Genomic DNA, 16,883 nt, shown 5'->3' on the forward strand with positions numbered 1-16,883 from the left:
CATTAAACAAACTGTCCAACAATTAGACACCACCGTCTAATTGTTGGACAGAAACCGCAGCTTAAAGCTGATCATTCATCGCATCCACCACTTGTCCATCAAACAGATTGATGATGCGACTGGCGTAAGTAGCATCGTGCTTGGAGTGCGTCACCATCACGATGGTGGTTCCCTCCTCGTTCAGCTCGCTAAGCAACTGCATCACCTCCATACCATTCTTGGAATCGAGGTTACCCGTAGGCTCATCGGCTAGGATGATGCTTGGCTTGCCCACCACGGCACGAGCGATGGCAACCCTCTGCTGCTGACCGCCCGAAAGCTGATGAGGATAATGCTTGGCACGATGACTGAGCTTTACCTTGCGCAGGATGTCGAGCACTCGCTCCTTGCGTTCCGCCTTGCCAATGCCTAGATATTTGAGCTGCAGGTCGATGTTCTCCTCTACCGTCAACTCATCTATCAGATTGAAATTCTGAAAGACGAAACCGATGCGACCCTTGCGATAAGCCGTGCGCTCACGCTCCTTGAGATGTCCTACCTCCTCATCGCCCAGCCAATACTTACCCTCGGTAGGTGTATCGAGCAAGCCGAGGATGTTGAGCAAGGTAGACTTGCCACATCCCGAAGGTCCCATGATGGCTACAAACTCGCCATCCTTTACATTGATGTTCACGCCGTTCAGGGCGATGGTCTCTATCTCTTCTGTACGAAATATTCTCGTTAAATTCTCTGTACGTATCATCTTGATTTAATGTTTAATGTGTAGTGTTTAATGTTTACTTCGCTCATCATGCTATTCCATCTTGATGCTGTCTATCGGATTCTCCAGAGCGGTGCGCAGGGTATAGCTGAAGACCGATACCAAGGCTAGCAGCAAGGTGAAGATAGCTCCTGCTACCAATGTCCACCAAGGGAAATCGATGTGATATTTGAAACCTATCAAGTATTCTTGCATCAGCTTGACACACAATGGGATGGCGATAACCACAGCCACACACGATGTGATGAGGAATCGCTTGGAAAGTTGCCATGCCGCATCTGTCACCGAGGCTCCCATCACCTTGCGCAAGGCTATCTGTCGGCGCTGCTGGTTGCCGTAATATACCGACATGCCAAACAAGCCGAGGGCGGAAATCAAGATGGAGATGCCCATGAAGGTGATGATGAGCACCATCATGTTGTGCTTCTCCTTGAGCGCATCAGCCAAGGTGTCGTCCAGATACTCCGTATCCATGTCGGTAGGTACGCCCAGCTGCTCCTTAGCAACTTGCTTGCAGGCACTCTGGATAGCAGCCAAGGCTTGGGCATGGTCGCCACGAGTCTTCACCAATATGGTCCAAAGCACATCATGATTAGAAGGAACACGTATCGCATTATGATTTCCAAATTTGTCAGATTTGAACTCATCAAGAGCATCGCCACAGTGGAAATCTTTCACAACGCCACAAACCTCATATTCCGGCTTGCCTTCACGATTACCGAAATATGGTTTCTTGCTCGATACGCCAAAGGTTCGCTTGGCTTCCTCGCTAACCCAGATTTTGCCTGGCGTTGGGTCAGAATATCGCTCCAGCACCTTGAAGCCCATCATCTTCATCGCTATGGAATCCAATACGCTCAATCGCAAGAACGCTATATTTTCTCCCTTCTCATCATGCACTCCATTAGCAAAGCTGATGACAGGATTGTTGCCGATAGCCGTAGCCTCCTCCACCTCAGGCAGAGATTTCAATCTCGCTATCAACGCCGCGTTTCTGACGTCCACATTATCAAACCCGAAGGTGGTGGATACGCAGAGGATATCTTTTGTTTGATAACCCAAAGGTATGTTGGCGAGATGGCGCATCTGGAGCATCATCGTGATAGCCATCACCACTAGCGACATACTGATAACGCTCTGTGCCACAATGAATATCTTGCTAAACCACATCTTGCTGCGCAAGCGGATGGTGCCCTTCACCACATCTATCGGATTGAAACGAGACACCACGATGGCTGGGAACAAGCCCGACAGCAAGGAGATAACGAGATAAGCCACCAACAGGCATCCCCAAACGGCAGGCGAAGAGAAGAGCGAAATCTTCGTATCCAAGATGCTATTAAATAAAGGTGTGAATGCCCAAGCCAGCAAAATGCCCAGCAAGAAGCAACCTGCCGTGAAGAGTGCAGCCTCCTTGATATAGCGCAATACCACACCCAGTACCGACTCACCCAACAGGCGGCGGGTAGCCATCTCCTTGGCTCGATTGCCTATCTGCGCCACGGTGAGATTGATGTAATTGAAGATGGCTGAAAGCAAGAGGACGAGTGCCACAATCAAAAGGACATTGACCAAGGTCTTGCTGCCATGACGGACATGCGAGCATGTAATATCTGAAAAATACAACTTGTCCCAGCGCACCAAGCTAGAGCCCCACAAGAAACTGCCAGTCGTCTTCTCACGACTCCACCATTTCTTCCAATAGCCCATATATTTATTGAGCAACGTGGCATTCACCTTTTCTGGGTCAGCGCCATCTGCCAATCGGACGATGGTAACAACCTCGCCAAACTGATCCATCGGATACAAATCTGCGTCCTTAAATTTCATGGAAACAAAGATGTCGGTGGGTTCCAGCAAGTCTTCCCTGCCAAAATCATCCACGATGCCCACTACCTTGAATTGCAGCGTGTCGCACTTAACGACCTGCCCGATAGGATTCGCATAGCAAAAAGCCCTCTTGGCAAAAGACTCGGAGATAAGGGCCTGGTGCTTATCCGTGAGCACACGATGAGCGGAGCATCCCCTGCACTTCATTCCCATCATATCCAAGAAGTTAGGATCTATGGCACGTGCCTGCACATGAAAGTATTGACCATCCACCACAGCACCCTTGTCTGTATAATAATCGCTAAATCGGGTCCATTCCTTGATTTCCGGGATGGAAGGGAAAAACTCCTTAGCCGTACCCAAGGTCATGCCAAGGTAATCGCCCGAACCAGGCACATAGAGGTTCTTGGCATCTGGCTGATGCGTGCCCACCCGATACTCCATGAAGGCGTAAGATACCAAAATCATCACAAAAGCCAAGGCTATCGAGAGTCCGAAAGCCTCGATAGCAGTATAGAGCTTGTTGCGCGATAAAAACTTAAAATAACTTTTCATATCTGTTGTTTCTTTATTTTCTGATGCTTTTTCTGATGCATCCTATCTGATGCTTTTTTCTGACGCAAAAGTAATCATTCCTTTTGATTCTGCCAAGAATCAGAAGCTAGCGGCAAGCGGATTGTATGAAATTCATACACTCTTCTGTATGATAATCACACATCATCTTCCGTTTTGTTGGCTAATTCAAGAAAAAAGTGTACTTTTGCAAACAAAGACAAAAGATATAACAGAACACAAATAGATGAAATACGGAACTCCTGACTTTGACAAAATGTGTACCTATAAAATAACATATCCTAATTTTCAGGCATTTAGCAAAAATAATCTCTGTAAATGGGTGACGCAACGACTATTTTTTGTATCTTTGCACCATGTTTGTACGTAAGAAGAAGCACCGCAGTGGGCATATCGGAGTGCTTGTGGTGGACAAGAGCAATGGCAAGTTCCGTGAAATCAAGAGTTTCGGTGTTGCGAAGACAGATGCCGAAGCGGATGCTCTGTGCCTAGAAGCGAACAAATGGATAAGAACTTATGGTGGACAGCAAGAGATTAACTTCACAGAACCAGACATCAAGCAAAACGAAGAGGAAGAGACAGAACGAGTACTGTCTAACATAGACTCCCTGCTTCTAAATGGACACCAAATTATCCTAAACCAAGTATATGACAGCATAGGTTTCAACCAAATTCAAGATTCCATACTTCGCCATTTGGTTATCGCTCGCATCTCTCAACCCATGAGCAAACACGCAACAGTAGATTACCTGAAGTCATACTTTGATGAAGATGTCGAGTTGTATAAGCTTTATCGCTACATGGACAAGTTGTACTATACCCAAAAAGAAGAGGTACAACGCATCAGTGTAGAGCACACCAAGCGCATACTCGGTGGACATGTAGGTCTGATGTTCTATGATGTGACCACACTGTATTTTGAGACCAGTAGAACAGATGTGCTGCGAGAGTCTGGTTTTTCAAAGGATGGCAAGACATCAGAGTCGCAGATAGTGCTAGGCCTCTTGGTCAGCCGTGATGGCTATCCTCTGTCGTATTGTATTTTCAATGGAAGCCAATACGAGGGATACACCATGCTACCTATCATAGATGATTTCATACAACGCTTCTTTCTGGACGATTTTGTAGTGGTGGCTGATGCAGGGCTCATGAGTAAGCGCAATGTAAAGTTACTGGAGGATGCAGGATACAAATATATAATAGGTGCTCGTATTCATACAGAGTCTGAGCAGATAAAAGAATGGATCTTGCAGCAAGACAAGATGCCTGGAAAATTTCACGAATACAGATATGGTGACAATGCAAGATTGATCCTCGGCTATTCCGAAGAACGAGCAAAGAAGGATGCACATAATCGTGATAAGGGAGTGGCAAGGCTCAAGAAGGCATATGCAAATGGAAAAATCACAAAAGCCTCCGTAAATAAGCGTGGCTATAATAAATTCTTGGAAATCAGCAAAGACATAGATGTAGTTATCAGCGAAGACAAAATCAAGGAAGATTCACAGTGGGATGGCTTGAAAGGTTATATAACCAATACTTCCATCACACCAAAGGAAGTTGTCGAACAATACCACGGTCTATGGGTCGTGGAACGAGCCTTTCGTGTAACCAAAGGGAACTTGGAGGCACGCCCCATCTTTCATTTCACAGAGAAAAGAATAGAGGCACATATCTGCATATGCTTCATTGCATACAAGGTGTATAAAGAACTGGAGCGTATCTTAAAAATTGCCAAGATAAACAAAAGTGTAGATTCAGTTTTGAAAATTGCTAAGACCATAGCTACTATCAGAATCAACATGCCGAATAATGGGAAGGTCAGGCAAGAAACATTGCTGCTGACTCCTGCCCAACACTCTATCAAGCCCTTGTTTGATGTTCAAAAGATACTAGACGGGGGCAAAAGTGACGATTCTGCCCCCGAAAAATAGAAAAATCCAAGATGGGTGACGCATAGTCAAAGTCAGGAAAAGATATAACAGAACACAAATAGATGAAATACGGAACTATACTTGTAATCGACGACAATCCATCGATACTCACAGCCCTGAAGATATGCCTAGGCGGCACATTTGAGAAGATTCTCACCTTGCCTTGCCCAGACACAGCCCCCGCTCTGCTCCAACAAGAGCCAGTGGACATCATCTTGCTCGACATGAACTTTTCGCTGGGCGTAAACAGCGGACAGGAAGGTTTGCTTTGGCTTCGCACCTTGCGCCGTCTCCATGCCAACATCCCCGTGGTGCTCATCACCGCCTACGCTGATATCCAGCTCGCCATCAAGGGATTGAAGACGGGAGCCGCCGACTTTGTAACCAAGCCTTGGGATAATGACGAACTTATCAGAACCCTGAAAGATGCCATCGACCGAAGCCAGGAAGTGGAGACACTGGAGAGCATCGAGACCACGCATATCCACAAGGTGGTGGATCAATGCCACGGCAATATTTCTCGTGCCGCCGAACTGCTCGGCATCACTCGCCAAACGCTTTATGCCAAGCTCAAGCGATAATCACTTATCAAAATCATTCCCGTTATCACTTATCACAATCATTCATGATTATCAACATCTGATATGGACACCATCTTCCACATATATATAATAGGTATCATTCTCCTCATCATCGGAGGCATCATCTATCTCTTCTTGCGCCATCAGCGCAACCTGAAGAGCCGTGCCTTCTTGATGCAAGAGGCTATCCGCAATGGCGATTACTCCTTCCGTCTATCCACCAAGGGATTGCTCTCTGGAGAACGAGCCTTGCAGCAAGCCCTCAACGATATGGAGAACGACATCGGCAGACTGGTGGCGCAGCATGAGGTGGAATCTTGGCAAAGGCTAACCCGTGTGCTCACCCATGAGATTATGAACGCCACCGCCCCCATCTCCAGCATCTGCCAAGCCTATCTGAGCAATCCCGACATCCAAGGCTCGCCCTACGAGGAAGGCATCCGAGCCATTCGAGACACCAGCAAGTCGCTCACCAGTTTCGTGGACAGCTACCGCAAGCTCACCCAGCTACAAGAGCCTGTCATCGAGAACATTCCACTCAAGGATTTCGTGGAAGGCATCAAGCCGCTCTATCCTCAGATAGAATGGCACATCCATATCCCTGAAGATGCCACCTGGTCTGCCGACAAAAACATGCTGCACCAGGTATTTATCAATCTGACCAAGAATGCCATCGAGGCTCACGCCTCAGCCATCGACATTCGATGCTTCCACAAACATCCAGAGAGCATCGAGAGTTCACAATTCTCGGGCATCTATTTCAGCAACAATGGCGCCCCCATCCCAGCCGATGTGGCAAAGGAGATGTTCATCCCCTTCTTCTCTACCAAGCCATCAGGTTCGGGCATCGGCCTCTCCATCTCCCGCCAGATGCTGATGATGCAATCCATCAACCTCTCCCTAGCCGAGCATAATGTGGCAGGCTATCATGTAACATTCCGAATGAACAGCTGCGACATCGTCACCTCGCTATGCACGATGCTATGATGCAAGCCATCAGCCACTCCATACGTAGTAACAAAGGTGATGACCAAAGAAAGCTTGGTCTTGGTGGAACTTTGGAAGAGTTCCATGCGCTGCCGCAACAGCTGCTCGTAGGCATCAGTGATGCGGTATTCCGACTTGCTGAATTTCATCTCGCATAGATGCACGATGCGGTCGGCACGCTTGATGACCAAGTCTATCTGCCCACCTCGCTGCTTGTCATCCGCCACCTTTCTCCATGAAGAAACTTCCGTAGCCATGCCTGATATGCCCAAGGCTTTCTTGATGCAATCCGTGTGCATCAAGCAGACAATCTCGAAGGTAAGTCCTTGCCATGTAGAAACCAAGCGTGACTCAAAATTGTGGCTCCACCATTGTTCATCCCCAGATGTATCTTGCGCTATAAACTTATAATAGAATAAGGTATAGAAATCCATCAACCGATAGATGGTATCTTTTGTCTTGCAACCAAAGTTCTGACTGCGTGAGATAAAATCGCATCTTTCCAAATTGGTCAGTACACGAGTGAGCGTACCTCCATTCGCCCCAATGACTTTGGAAATTTCCGTACGAGTCATACCATCATGGTGCTGAGCCAATGCTTTGACCACGCTGATATACAGTTCGGCATTGCTGAACAACGCATTATAGAGTTCATCAAACTCCCCTCTCATGATACCGCCATGAGAGAAGAAAAGGCGATCCACATTCTGCACCAAACTCTGTCTTGGGTCGATAAGGCTCAGATAGAATGGGATGCCACCCATTACCATATAGCATTGCAATATCTGGTATCTGTCCCACTTGCAATGCTTGCGTTGCAAGTATTCCTCCACCTCATGAAGCGTAAATGGGCGCACATAGATACTAGAGGTAATTCGGGCATGCAAGCCACCCTGGTTCTCTATCAGATTATCCACCATCCAGGAAGTGGCGGAACCGCTGGCAATGAACACGATGTCGCTTCGGCGAGCAGCCCAACCATTCCAGAAATTTTCCAAAGCCGAAACAAAATCCGACTTCTGCGTATCTATCCAAGGCATCTCATCGATAAACACCACTTTCTTCCTGTCTGCATCAAGCAACTCCAGATATTCCTCAAGAGCATCAAAGGCATCAAACCAATCGGAAAACTTATCTGGCTTACTGCCCGAAAATTTCTTCAATGCCTTGCCGAAACTCGTCAATTGTCTTTGGCGAGAAAGATTATGTCCTCCCACAAATGTAAAGTCATAGGAACCTTGATAGTATTGGTCAACAAGGAAGGTCTTGCCTACTCTTCGTCTTCCATACACTATCACAAACTCAGAGCGGTCGGATTCCATCACCCTATCCAGTTCCAAGCACTCTCGCTCCCTACCTACCAACTTATTGCTTGTTCCCATTTTCTTCGTTTTTTATTCGTTTCGATACTGACTGCAAATTTAAGCCAATTTTCCCGAAAAACAAAGAAAATGGGCGATTTTTTACCCAAATCTCATTCAAAAACATAGATTTGGGTAAAAAATCGCCCATTTTTTAGTTTCCATCACTATTTCTTCATTACCTATCTATCAAAGAGATTGATGATAACATGCGAAACTTGAGTCAATTATTTCTGGTACTCTTCACTCTTCACCTTTCGGCCGGGAACCCCTGTGTTTATCGGCATTCCGAGGGGTGAAGAGTTCTTTTCATCTCTTCACCCACTCTTCACCACTCTTCACCACTCTGTTTTGGAGGATTTGCAAACCGCTAAGAGAATTGGCGCAAGATACGCCTGAAGGGTGAAGAGTGGTGAAGAGTAGGTGAAGAGTGCCCGAATACTCTTCACCCCTCGGAATGCCGATAAACACAGGGGATTCGGGGCTTTTGGTGAAGAGTGAAGAGTATTTGGCAGAAAGCCTATACGAAAACAAAATAAAGGAGTTTTCAATAACTGTTCCAGTAAAACAGCCGACTAGCCACTCATGCGCTAGTCGGCTGTTTGCGTTTTGCCAGTTGGCTATTTATATTTTGCCAGTTGGCTATTTCCGGTTCTCGCATCAGCTGTTCCCGACATTTTCTAATAATCCTCCATATAACCCTTGGTAAACATATCGTAGGACAGGGCTTCTAGTTCTGAGAGCGTCATCTGCTCTACCGAATGCTCTATCTTACGTATCAGTTCGTCTCGCTTGAAATCGTCGTCATCACTCAGACGCGATGTAAATCTGTTACTCATTTTCTTGAATGTTAAGTGTTGAATGTTAAATGTTGAATTGGGCATACGCCACTAAATCTGTGTCATCTGTGAATTGAAAATCGCTGGCCGAAGGGAAAAGCAAATCTATGAGAAGATTACATCCGCTCATAGGTGTTGATAACATTTCCATCATACGCCTCGTGGCTGATTAACCGGACGTTATGAGGAAGCATAGGCGCTGGCGTTCCTGAAGTTACGGAGTTTTCCACAGATGTGGACAACAACGTTTCTACCCTGATTTCATCCCAAAGTCCAGCATCGAGGAATGCCTGATGGGTGATGGCGCCTCCCTCTACTATCAGCGACTGCACCTTATTATTATATAAGTACTGCATGATTTGCTGCAACACTTCCGTCTTGCCCCGTGAGAAATCCAGACCTTCGAAACAAGGATGATGGCGGTCGATGACCAGGCGCATCGGGTCCTTGCCGCTCCAATCTCTAACGTTGAGCTGACTGTGGTCGCGCTCATCGGTTACGCGGCCTATGAGGATGGCATCGTTCTCAGCACGCAACTTGTGGGAGAGCATCTTGGTGAAAGGCGAGGAAATAGCCATACCCCTACCCCCGTTGTCAAGAAAGCCATTCGCGGTCTGCGCCCATTTCAGGATGATGTAAGGACGCTGATGGGTGTTGAAGGTGATGAAGCGCTTGTTGAGTTCGAGACATTCCGCCTCCAGAACGCCTACTGTTACTTCGATGTCTGCCTCGCGAATCTTGCGGATACCGCGGCCCTGAACCTTGGCAAAGGGATCTACGCAGCCACAAACGCATCGCTTTACTCCTTTTCTTACTATCAAATCGGCGCAAGGCGGCGTCTTGCCGTAATGAGAGCAGGGTTCGAGACTCACATAGATGGTAGCTTGGCTTAACAGATGCTCATCCTCGGGCTTAACAGATGCAAAGGCGTTGACTTCAGCATGCCCTTCGCCGCATCTTACATGATAGCCTTCGCCGATGATTCTGCCATCCCCACTCACGATAACGGCTCCCACCATCGGATTGGGTTTGGCATTCTCTCTTCCGTTTTTCGCCAGCTGCAGACAGCGGCGCATAAACATTTCGTCTATTTCCTTTTGCGACAACGGTTCGCCCGTCTTCACATTCTGAAAAGAAACATTATTTTGTTCCATATCTAAAACTTTTCTTCGTTTTTTACTTACTTTTCGATAAAATGTCGTACCTTTGCTCTCAAATCAAATCATAATATACGATTTAGAGATGAAAACGTATCAACAACTTTGGCAATCCATTACCCCTCTATATGAGGCGGGCGAAGCACAGGCTATCGTCCGCACCGTGCTCGATGTGAAGTACGGAATGACGCTGACCGACATAATCTGCGGCAAAGTTAATGAATTATCTGCAGATGAAGAAAGAAAACTGGAAGAAATTATCAGAAGATTGCAAAAAGGCGAACCTGTACAGTATGTTCTGGGCGAAGCTGACTTTGCAGGAAGAACCTTCCATGTAGAGCCGGGCGTGCTGATTCCGAGACCCGAAACGGCAGAACTCTGCGAGTGGATAGAAAAAGATGCGACTGAAAACAAAGGGATTACGGAAGGAGAGAAGGAAGAAAACGCCACCCGCATCCTGGACATCTGTACGGGTTCGGGCTGCATCGCCATTACGCTGGGACTGGACATCGGCGGCTCGGAGGTTACGGGTTGGGATATTTCGGAAGATGCCTTGAAGATAGCACAGGGAAATGTTGCGCTTCTGGATGCCGGTAACGTAAAAATAGAATATCAGGATGCCCTGAAGTTGGCGGAAACATCGGATGCCGAAAGATGGGACATCATCGTGAGCAACCCTCCTTATATCTGCGAAAAGGAGAAAGCGGATATGGAGAAGAATGTGTTGGAACACGAACCCGATCTCGCCCTCTTCGTGCCCGATGAAGATCCTCTGAAGTTCTACAGAGCCATCGCCGAATATGCCTCTTCAGCCCTCAAATCCGGAGGTGCATTATACTTCGAAATCAATCCTATCTACGAAAAAGAAACAAGGGAAATGCTGGAAGGATTGGGTTTTAAAGCTATTAATACAAAGGAAGATGCCTTCGGAAAGCAGAGAATGATGCGAGCCGGCAAATCATAAAGTTCAATGTTCAAATCTCAAAGTTCAAAGTAAAAATCATCATGTTCAAATCTCAAAGTTCAAAGTATAAAAAGCCGATGACCGAGCAGCAGGCGCTCCTGAAGCTCACCACCCTCTGCACCCAAGCCGAACATTGCTCGCAAGAGATGATCGACAAGATGAAGAAGTGGGAACTGCCCGAAGATGCCATCGCCAGAAACATGGAATTCCTGACCGAGAAGAAATTCATCGACGACGAACGTTTCGCACGTTTCTTTATCAACGACAAGATAAAATACAACAAGTGGGGACGCCGGAAGGTGGAACAGGCGCTGTGGATGAAACATATTCCGAAGGACATCTCCGACCCTATCTTCGAAGAGATTGAAGACGACCTGTATATGGAAACCCTCCTGCCCCTGATGAAAAACAAATATAAAACCATCAAGGCAAAGAACGACTATGAACGCTCGATGAAACTCATCCGCTTTGCCCTGGGAAGAGGATACAGCATGGAGGTTATCCACAAATGCATCGACCGGATGAAGGAAGAAGATCTAGGAGACATCGATTTCGAAGAGGAATTCTAAAGCAAAGCATCAAGTTCAATATCCAAACCTCAAAATTAAGAGTAAAGCCATGCGTACCAGCCTGTTAAGAGACATATTAGATTTATTCTTCCCCCGAACCTGCGCCATCTGCGGAAATGTGCTCGCTGGCGGGGAGGAGATGATATGCATAAAATGTCTGCTCCGCATGCCGGGAACCGATACCTGGAAACAGCCCTACGACAACGAGATGGCAAAACTCTTCTGGCATCTGATTCCCATCGAACGCTGCTGCGCTCTCTTCCATCACATCAGCCATGCCACATCGGCTAGAGCCGTCTACCAGCTGAAATACATGCATCATCCTGAAATGGGAATCTATCTGGGCAGAATGCTGGCAAAGAAGGGGTTAGGCATTCAGTTTTTCGACGGAATAGACGCCATCATCCCCATCCCGCTCACCCGAAAACGAGAAAAAGAACGCGGCTATAACCAGAGCCTTCTCATCGCCAAAGGCATCCGGCAACTCACCCATCTAACCATCATCAAGGATGCCGTAAGAAGGAAAAAGTTTAGCGAAAGCCAAACCCACAAGAACCGGCAGGAAAGACAGGAAAACGTGAGCCAGGTTTTTGAAGCCGCAGCAACCTATCATGACGGGCAGGGCGAGCACCCCATCACGCAACTTGAGGGCAAACATATCCTCATCATCGACGACGTATGCACCACCGGAGCCACCATCATCTCCTGTGCGGAAACCCTGATAAAAGCAGCCGGAAAGATGAAGATAAGCGTGCTGACTGTAGGTTTCGCACACGACTAAAGGCCCTTTTTGCCGAGAGTTAAAACATTTTAACCCTAAATATAGCCGCCGTGTGCAAAAATCATTGTACCTTTGCAAAATAATTAATAATAATTTAATCCTTTAAGATTATGGACAAACTGAAGAAAGAATTCGCATCTAAGTTATTGAAAGTAAAGGCTATCAAGTTGCAGCCTAATGATCCATTCACATGGGCTTCTGGCTGGAAGTCACCATTCTATTGCGATAACCGCAAGACTCTCTCATTCCCAGAACTCCGCAATTATGTAAAGCTTGAGCTCGTTCACGCTATCCTGGAGCAGTTCCCAGAGGCTGATGCTGTAGCCGGAGTAGCTACTGGTGCCATCGCACAGGGTGCTTTGGTTGCTGACGAACTGAACATGCCTTTCGTATACGTTCGTTCTAAACCAAAGGATCACGGTATGCAGAACCTCATCGAAGGTCAGCTCGACCCTAAGGCTAAGGTTGTGGTAGTAGAAGACTTGATTTCTACCGGCGGCAGCTCTCTCAAGGCAGTAGAAGCTCTCCGCAAGAACGGCAACGAGATTGTGGGCATGGTAGCTAGCTACACCTATGGTTTCCCTATCGCCGAGAAGGCTTTTGCTGATGCTAACGTAAAGCTGGTTACTTTGACCGACTATGAGCACGTAGTGGCAGAGGCTCTGGAGACTGGCTATATCAAGCAGGAAGACGTAGAGCTGCTCCACGAGTGGCGCAAGGACCCAGCTAACTGGAAGAAGTAATCAAGCTGACCCATCAATAATGAGTACAAGTACATTCGAAAGTAATATCAAACAGATTCCTCACAAGCAGGAATCTGTTTATCGTACATTGAGCGATCTGAATAACCTGCAGATGCTCAAAGACCGCTTCGAGCAGGTGAAAGACCAGATTCCTGAGGACAAGAGAAAGGAAATGGAAAAGCTGAAGGACCTCAAGTTTGATAGCGACAGCATCTCTATCACAGCACCTATGGTGGGTGAAATCAAGATGCGCATCATCGACCGCGAGGAGCCTAAGACCATCAAGTTTGAAACAGAAAACAGCCCTGTTCCTTTCAACTTCTGGATTCAGCTGCTCCCTACAGGCGAGTTCTCATGCAAAATGAAACTCACCATCAAGGCAGAACTTAACATGTTTATCAAGGGTATGGTGAAGAAGCCATTGCAGGAAGGCATCGAAAAAATTGCTGATGCGCTTGCGATGATTCCTTACCAGGATTAATAAATAAAGAAATTATGGCACATAAACTTTGGGAAAAGAACTTCGAAGTAAACAAGGAAATTGAAAGATTCACCGTAGGAAGAGACCGCGAACTCGACCTCTATCTCGCCAAGTATGACGTGCTGGGCAGTATGGCACACATCACCATGCTCGAAAGCATCGGACTCCTGGAGAAAGATGAACTCACTCAGCTCCTTGCCGAACTGAAAAACATCTACGCCATCGCCGACAAGGGCGAATTCGTAATAGAAGACGGCGTGGAAGACGTTCATTCCCAGGTAGAACTGATGCTCACCCAGAAACTGGGCGACATGGGCAAGAAGATTCATTCGGGTAGATCACGCAACGACCAGGTTCTCGTAGACCTCAAACTCTTCACCCGTCATGAGTTGAAGGAGATTGTGGACGCCGTGAAGATTCTCTTCGACGAGCTGATTCAGAAGAGCAACCAGTATAAGGACGTGCTGATGCCGGGCTACACCCATCTGCAGGTGGCTATGCCTTCATCATTCGGTCTCTGGTTTGGCGCTTATGCTGAAGGACTTGCCGATGACATGCTCTTCCTTCAGGCTGCTTACCGCATGACCAACCGCAACCCATTGGGTAGCGCTGCCGGCTATGGAAGTTCATTCCCATTGAACCGCACCATGACCACCGAACTTCTCGGTTTCGACAGCATGGACTATAATGTGGTTTATGCACAAATGGGCAGAGGAAAGATGGAGCGCAACGTGGCTTTCGCCATGGCTACCGTGGCAGGAACTTTGGCAAAGATGGCTTTCGACGCCTGTATGTTCAACTGTCAGAACTTCGGTTTCGTGAAATTGCCTAAGGAGTGCACCACCGGTTCGAGCATCATGCCACACAAGAAGAATCCAGACGTATTCGAGTTGATTCGCGCCAAGAGCAACAAGCTCCAGAGCCTTCCACAGCAGGTAATGCTCATCATGAACAACCTGCCAGTAGGCTATTTCCGCGATCTCCAGATTATCAAGGAAGTGTTCCTCCCTGCCTTCGACGAGTTGAAGGACTGTCTGCAGATGGCTGCCTACATCATCAACAAGATGGAGGTGAACGAGCATATTCTTGACGATCCTCGCTACGACCCTATGTTCTCAGTAGAAGAAGTTAACCAGCTTGCAGCCAACGGAATGCCATTCCGCGATGCTTACAAGAAGGTAGGACTGGAAATCGAGGCTGGCGAATTCAAGCCAAACAAGGATATTCATCATACTCACGAAGGCAGCATCGGCAATCTCTGCAACGACAAGATTCAGGCGCTGATGGAGCAGACCCTCTCTGAGTTCCACTTCGAGCGCATGGAGAATGCCGAGAAGAATCTTCTGAAATAAAGACAGAAAGGTTTCTGCATGAAGAATAGCATATATAATAAGGTATATATATATAATAAGGTGAAGAGCATGGCTGGAATAGCTATGCTCTTACTTTGTTCGTGCGATGCAGAAAACAGCATCAGCACCAAATATCCCTGCCAGTTCTATTTCAAGTCGCAATACCATCCGGGCACAAGTCTGGAAACAGCCCTCAACGGAACGGGCGTCTACACGATGGTTAGTGCCAAAAAGGTGAATGGAGCCTGGAATATCTATTCTACATTAAACGATGGAAAAAACAAGACGGAAACCATCATCCTCTCTACAGCCAAGGAGAATTATGCCAACTATACCTATCTGGGAGCAGGCAACGACCCTAAAGATGCCAAAAAGAACGGCTTCATCATGGGACTTACAAACTTCAGCGGACCTGTAGCCTGGGACCGCCAATGCCCCAACTGCATAGAACAATATGGCGGAACCAACTATCCGCTGGAATGGACCGGCAACCGCCAATCGGTAATTTGCGACAAATGCAAACGCATCTACAGCCTGGAATACGGAACCATCTCAAGCGGCGGAAAGAGCAAAAGCGACAAGCCGCTGATGCAATATCGGGTAACCTACGGCGGCAAAGGAACCGATATATACGTGGGAAACTAAGCAGAAACGGAGGACAAACGAAAAAAATGGCGCTTTCTTGTCTTAAAAAATGTAAATCGTTTGGAGATTTAAAGAAATAGCATTACCTTTGCACCCACATAACGCGGAAATAGCTCAGTTGGTAGAGCACAACCTTGCCAAGGTTGGGGTCGCGGGTCCGAGTCCCGTTTTCCGCTCAACTCTTAACGTTTACCATGCCGCAATGGTGGAATTGGTAGACACGAGGGACTTAAAATCCCTTGGCCAGTAATGGCTGTGCGGGTTCGAGTCCCGCTCGCGGCACCTTAAAGTTTTTCCTTATGAAAAAATTTGCTTACATCCTCATTTTATTCATTACGCTGGTCTTAACATCATGTGGTGTTAGCAGTGGGCATTTCAAGTTTGAAGGCAAATTTCTCAACATGAATCAAGGCGAATTTTATGTATACAGTCCTGACGGGGGCTTCGAAGGCGTTGATACCATCAAGGTAGAAGGCGGCCGTTTCACTTTCGAAACCGAATGTAAGGAAGATTTTACCATTATGCTTGTTTTCCCTAATTTCTCTGAGCAGCCTATCTTCGCAAAATCGGGCAAATCAGTAGAAATCAAGGCAGATGCTTCGCACCTTAAGGAAATGGAGGTAAGCGGAACCGAGGATAACGAACTGATGACAAAATTCCGCAAGAACATTCTGAAAGATACGCCACCTGAGGCTAAAAAGCATGCTGAAGACTTCGTCAGAGAACATCCGAATTCTGTGTGCAGCATCTATCTGATCAAAAAATACTTCATCACTTCTACACAACCTGATTACCGCAAGGCGCTCTCACTCATCAATATCGTAGAGAAAGAACAGCCTAAAAACGGACAGTTGGCTAAGATGAAGCAGTTGGCAGAAACCATGAAGAATGTAGGCACCGGTGCAACCCTGCCTTCATTTACAGCATACGATATCAACGGAAAACTCGTTTCTAGTACAGAAATGAGCAGCGCTCCGGTTGCCGTAATCTACACCTGGGCTACCTATAACTATGACAGTCAGGACATGCAGCGCGAACTGAAGAGCCGTCAGAAGAAATCGAACGGCAAGCTTAAGCTGATGGCTTTCTGTCTGGATGCCAGCAAGAGCGAATGCAAGAACAACATCAAGCGCGACTCTATCGCATGCCCTATCATCTGCAACGGCGAAATGCTGGAAGACAAGACCTTGAAGAAGTTGGGATTGGGAAACCTTCCTGACAACATCATACTTCAAAATGGTAAAATCATCGCCCGAGGCATGAAAAAGCAAGAGCTTTACAATAAGCTCGACCAACTGCTAAAATAAATACTTTCGAGCTAGTCAA

At 47.0% G+C, this 16,883-nt stretch carries 16 protein-coding genes and 2 tRNA genes; 13 read left to right on the forward strand and 5 right to left on the reverse strand.

Translation table 11 applies throughout. From position 1 onward, the window contains the following. Positions 1-61: 61 nt before the first annotated feature. Together KUA46_RS12210 and KUA46_RS12215 are read right to left on the reverse strand one after the other, a co-directional pair. Complete coding sequence (locus KUA46_RS12210; RefSeq protein WP_117691789.1) at positions 62-742, reverse strand: ABC transporter ATP-binding protein; 681 nt, start codon at positions 740-742, stop codon at positions 62-64. A gap of 51 nt (positions 743-793) precedes the next feature. Then, complete coding sequence (locus KUA46_RS12215) at positions 794-3,145, reverse strand: ABC transporter permease (RefSeq protein ID WP_218487481.1); 2,352 nt, start codon at positions 3,143-3,145, stop codon at positions 794-796. A gap of 374 nt (positions 3,146-3,519) precedes the next feature. Here KUA46_RS12215 and KUA46_RS12220 point away from each other — a divergent pair, with 374 nt between their 5' ends. The 3 genes from KUA46_RS12220 to KUA46_RS12230 all read left to right on the forward strand — a co-directional run bounded on the left by KUA46_RS12220 (position 3,520) and on the right by KUA46_RS12230 (position 6,665). Next, positions 3,520-5,097 carry an IS1634 family transposase gene (locus tag KUA46_RS12220; RefSeq protein WP_218487981.1) on the forward strand — a complete coding sequence of 526 codons (1,578 nt, stop codon included), beginning with the start codon at positions 3,520-3,522 and terminating at the stop codon, positions 5,095-5,097. Between the two features lie 62 nt (positions 5,098-5,159). Then, complete coding sequence (locus tag KUA46_RS12225; RefSeq protein ID WP_218487818.1) at positions 5,160-5,678, forward strand: response regulator; 519 nt, start codon at positions 5,160-5,162, stop codon at positions 5,676-5,678. A gap of 63 nt (positions 5,679-5,741) precedes the next feature. Then, complete coding sequence (locus KUA46_RS12230; RefSeq protein WP_153091441.1) at positions 5,742-6,665, forward strand: sensor histidine kinase; 924 nt, start codon at positions 5,742-5,744, stop codon at positions 6,663-6,665. Here the strand turns inward: KUA46_RS12230 and KUA46_RS12235 are convergent. The 3 genes from KUA46_RS12235 to ribD form a co-directional block, all read right to left on the reverse strand. Next, the gene (locus tag KUA46_RS12235) at positions 6,605-8,047 is read right to left on the reverse strand and encodes an AAA family ATPase (protein WP_119229877.1); all 1,443 of its coding nucleotides are present in this window, start codon (positions 8,045-8,047) and stop codon (positions 6,605-6,607) included. The two genes, KUA46_RS12230 and KUA46_RS12235, sit on opposite strands and share 61 nt — an antisense overlap. 659 nt (positions 8,048-8,706) lie before the next feature. Next, positions 8,707-8,865 (reverse strand): hypothetical protein, encoded by a 159-nt coding sequence (locus KUA46_RS12240; RefSeq protein WP_022121547.1) that lies wholly within the window; start codon positions 8,863-8,865, stop codon positions 8,707-8,709. 116 nt (positions 8,866-8,981) lie between these two features. Continuing rightward, a complete protein-coding gene (gene ribD, locus KUA46_RS12245; protein WP_218487817.1) occupies positions 8,982-10,019 on the reverse strand; it encodes a bifunctional diaminohydroxyphosphoribosylaminopyrimidine deaminase/5-amino-6-(5-phosphoribosylamino)uracil reductase RibD in 1,038 nt (345 codons plus the stop codon). A gap of 88 nt (positions 10,020-10,107) precedes the next feature. Here ribD and prmC point away from each other — a divergent pair, with 88 nt between their 5' ends. From prmC to KUA46_RS12295, 10 genes are all read left to right on the forward strand, one after another. Next, on the forward strand, positions 10,108-10,986 hold the full coding sequence (prmC, locus tag KUA46_RS12250; RefSeq protein ID WP_218487816.1) for a peptide chain release factor N(5)-glutamine methyltransferase: 879 nt from the start codon (positions 10,108-10,110) through the stop codon (positions 10,984-10,986). Between the two features lie 41 nt (positions 10,987-11,027). After that, a complete protein-coding gene (locus tag KUA46_RS12255; RefSeq protein ID WP_181975270.1) occupies positions 11,028-11,555 on the forward strand; it encodes a regulatory protein RecX in 528 nt (175 codons plus the stop codon). 139 nt (positions 11,556-11,694) lie between these two features. Then, positions 11,695-12,336, forward strand: coding sequence for a ComF family protein (locus KUA46_RS12260; RefSeq protein ID WP_256625097.1), 642 nt, complete (start codon positions 11,695-11,697; stop codon positions 12,334-12,336). Between the two features lie 110 nt (positions 12,337-12,446). Next, on the forward strand, positions 12,447-13,079 hold the full coding sequence (pyrE, locus tag KUA46_RS12265; RefSeq protein ID WP_006848066.1) for an orotate phosphoribosyltransferase: 633 nt from the start codon (positions 12,447-12,449) through the stop codon (positions 13,077-13,079). 19 nt (positions 13,080-13,098) lie between these two features. Then, the gene (locus KUA46_RS12270; protein WP_117587246.1) at positions 13,099-13,560 is read left to right on the forward strand and encodes an SRPBCC family protein; all 462 of its coding nucleotides are present in this window, start codon (positions 13,099-13,101) and stop codon (positions 13,558-13,560) included. Between the two features lie 14 nt (positions 13,561-13,574). Beyond that, positions 13,575-14,912, forward strand: coding sequence for an argininosuccinate lyase (gene argH, locus KUA46_RS12275; protein ID WP_022121541.1), 1,338 nt, complete (start codon positions 13,575-13,577; stop codon positions 14,910-14,912). A gap of 18 nt (positions 14,913-14,930) precedes the next feature. Next, a complete protein-coding gene (locus tag KUA46_RS12280; RefSeq protein ID WP_218487814.1) occupies positions 14,931-15,557 on the forward strand; it encodes a hypothetical protein in 627 nt (208 codons plus the stop codon). 103 nt (positions 15,558-15,660) lie between these two features. Next, positions 15,661-15,733: transfer RNA gene (locus tag KUA46_RS12285), tRNA-Gly, on the forward strand. A gap of 20 nt (positions 15,734-15,753) precedes the next feature. After that, positions 15,754-15,839: transfer RNA gene (locus KUA46_RS12290), tRNA-Leu, on the forward strand. A gap of 17 nt (positions 15,840-15,856) precedes the next feature. Then, positions 15,857-16,864 (forward strand): DUF4369 domain-containing protein, encoded by a 1,008-nt coding sequence (locus KUA46_RS12295; protein WP_153082755.1) that lies wholly within the window; start codon positions 15,857-15,859, stop codon positions 16,862-16,864. The last annotated feature ends 19 nt before the right edge of the window (positions 16,865-16,883 follow it).

This window comes from Segatella copri (assembly GCF_019249765.2).
In the GTDB taxonomy this organism is placed as follows: domain Bacteria; phylum Bacteroidota; class Bacteroidia; order Bacteroidales; family Bacteroidaceae; genus Prevotella; species Prevotella copri_K.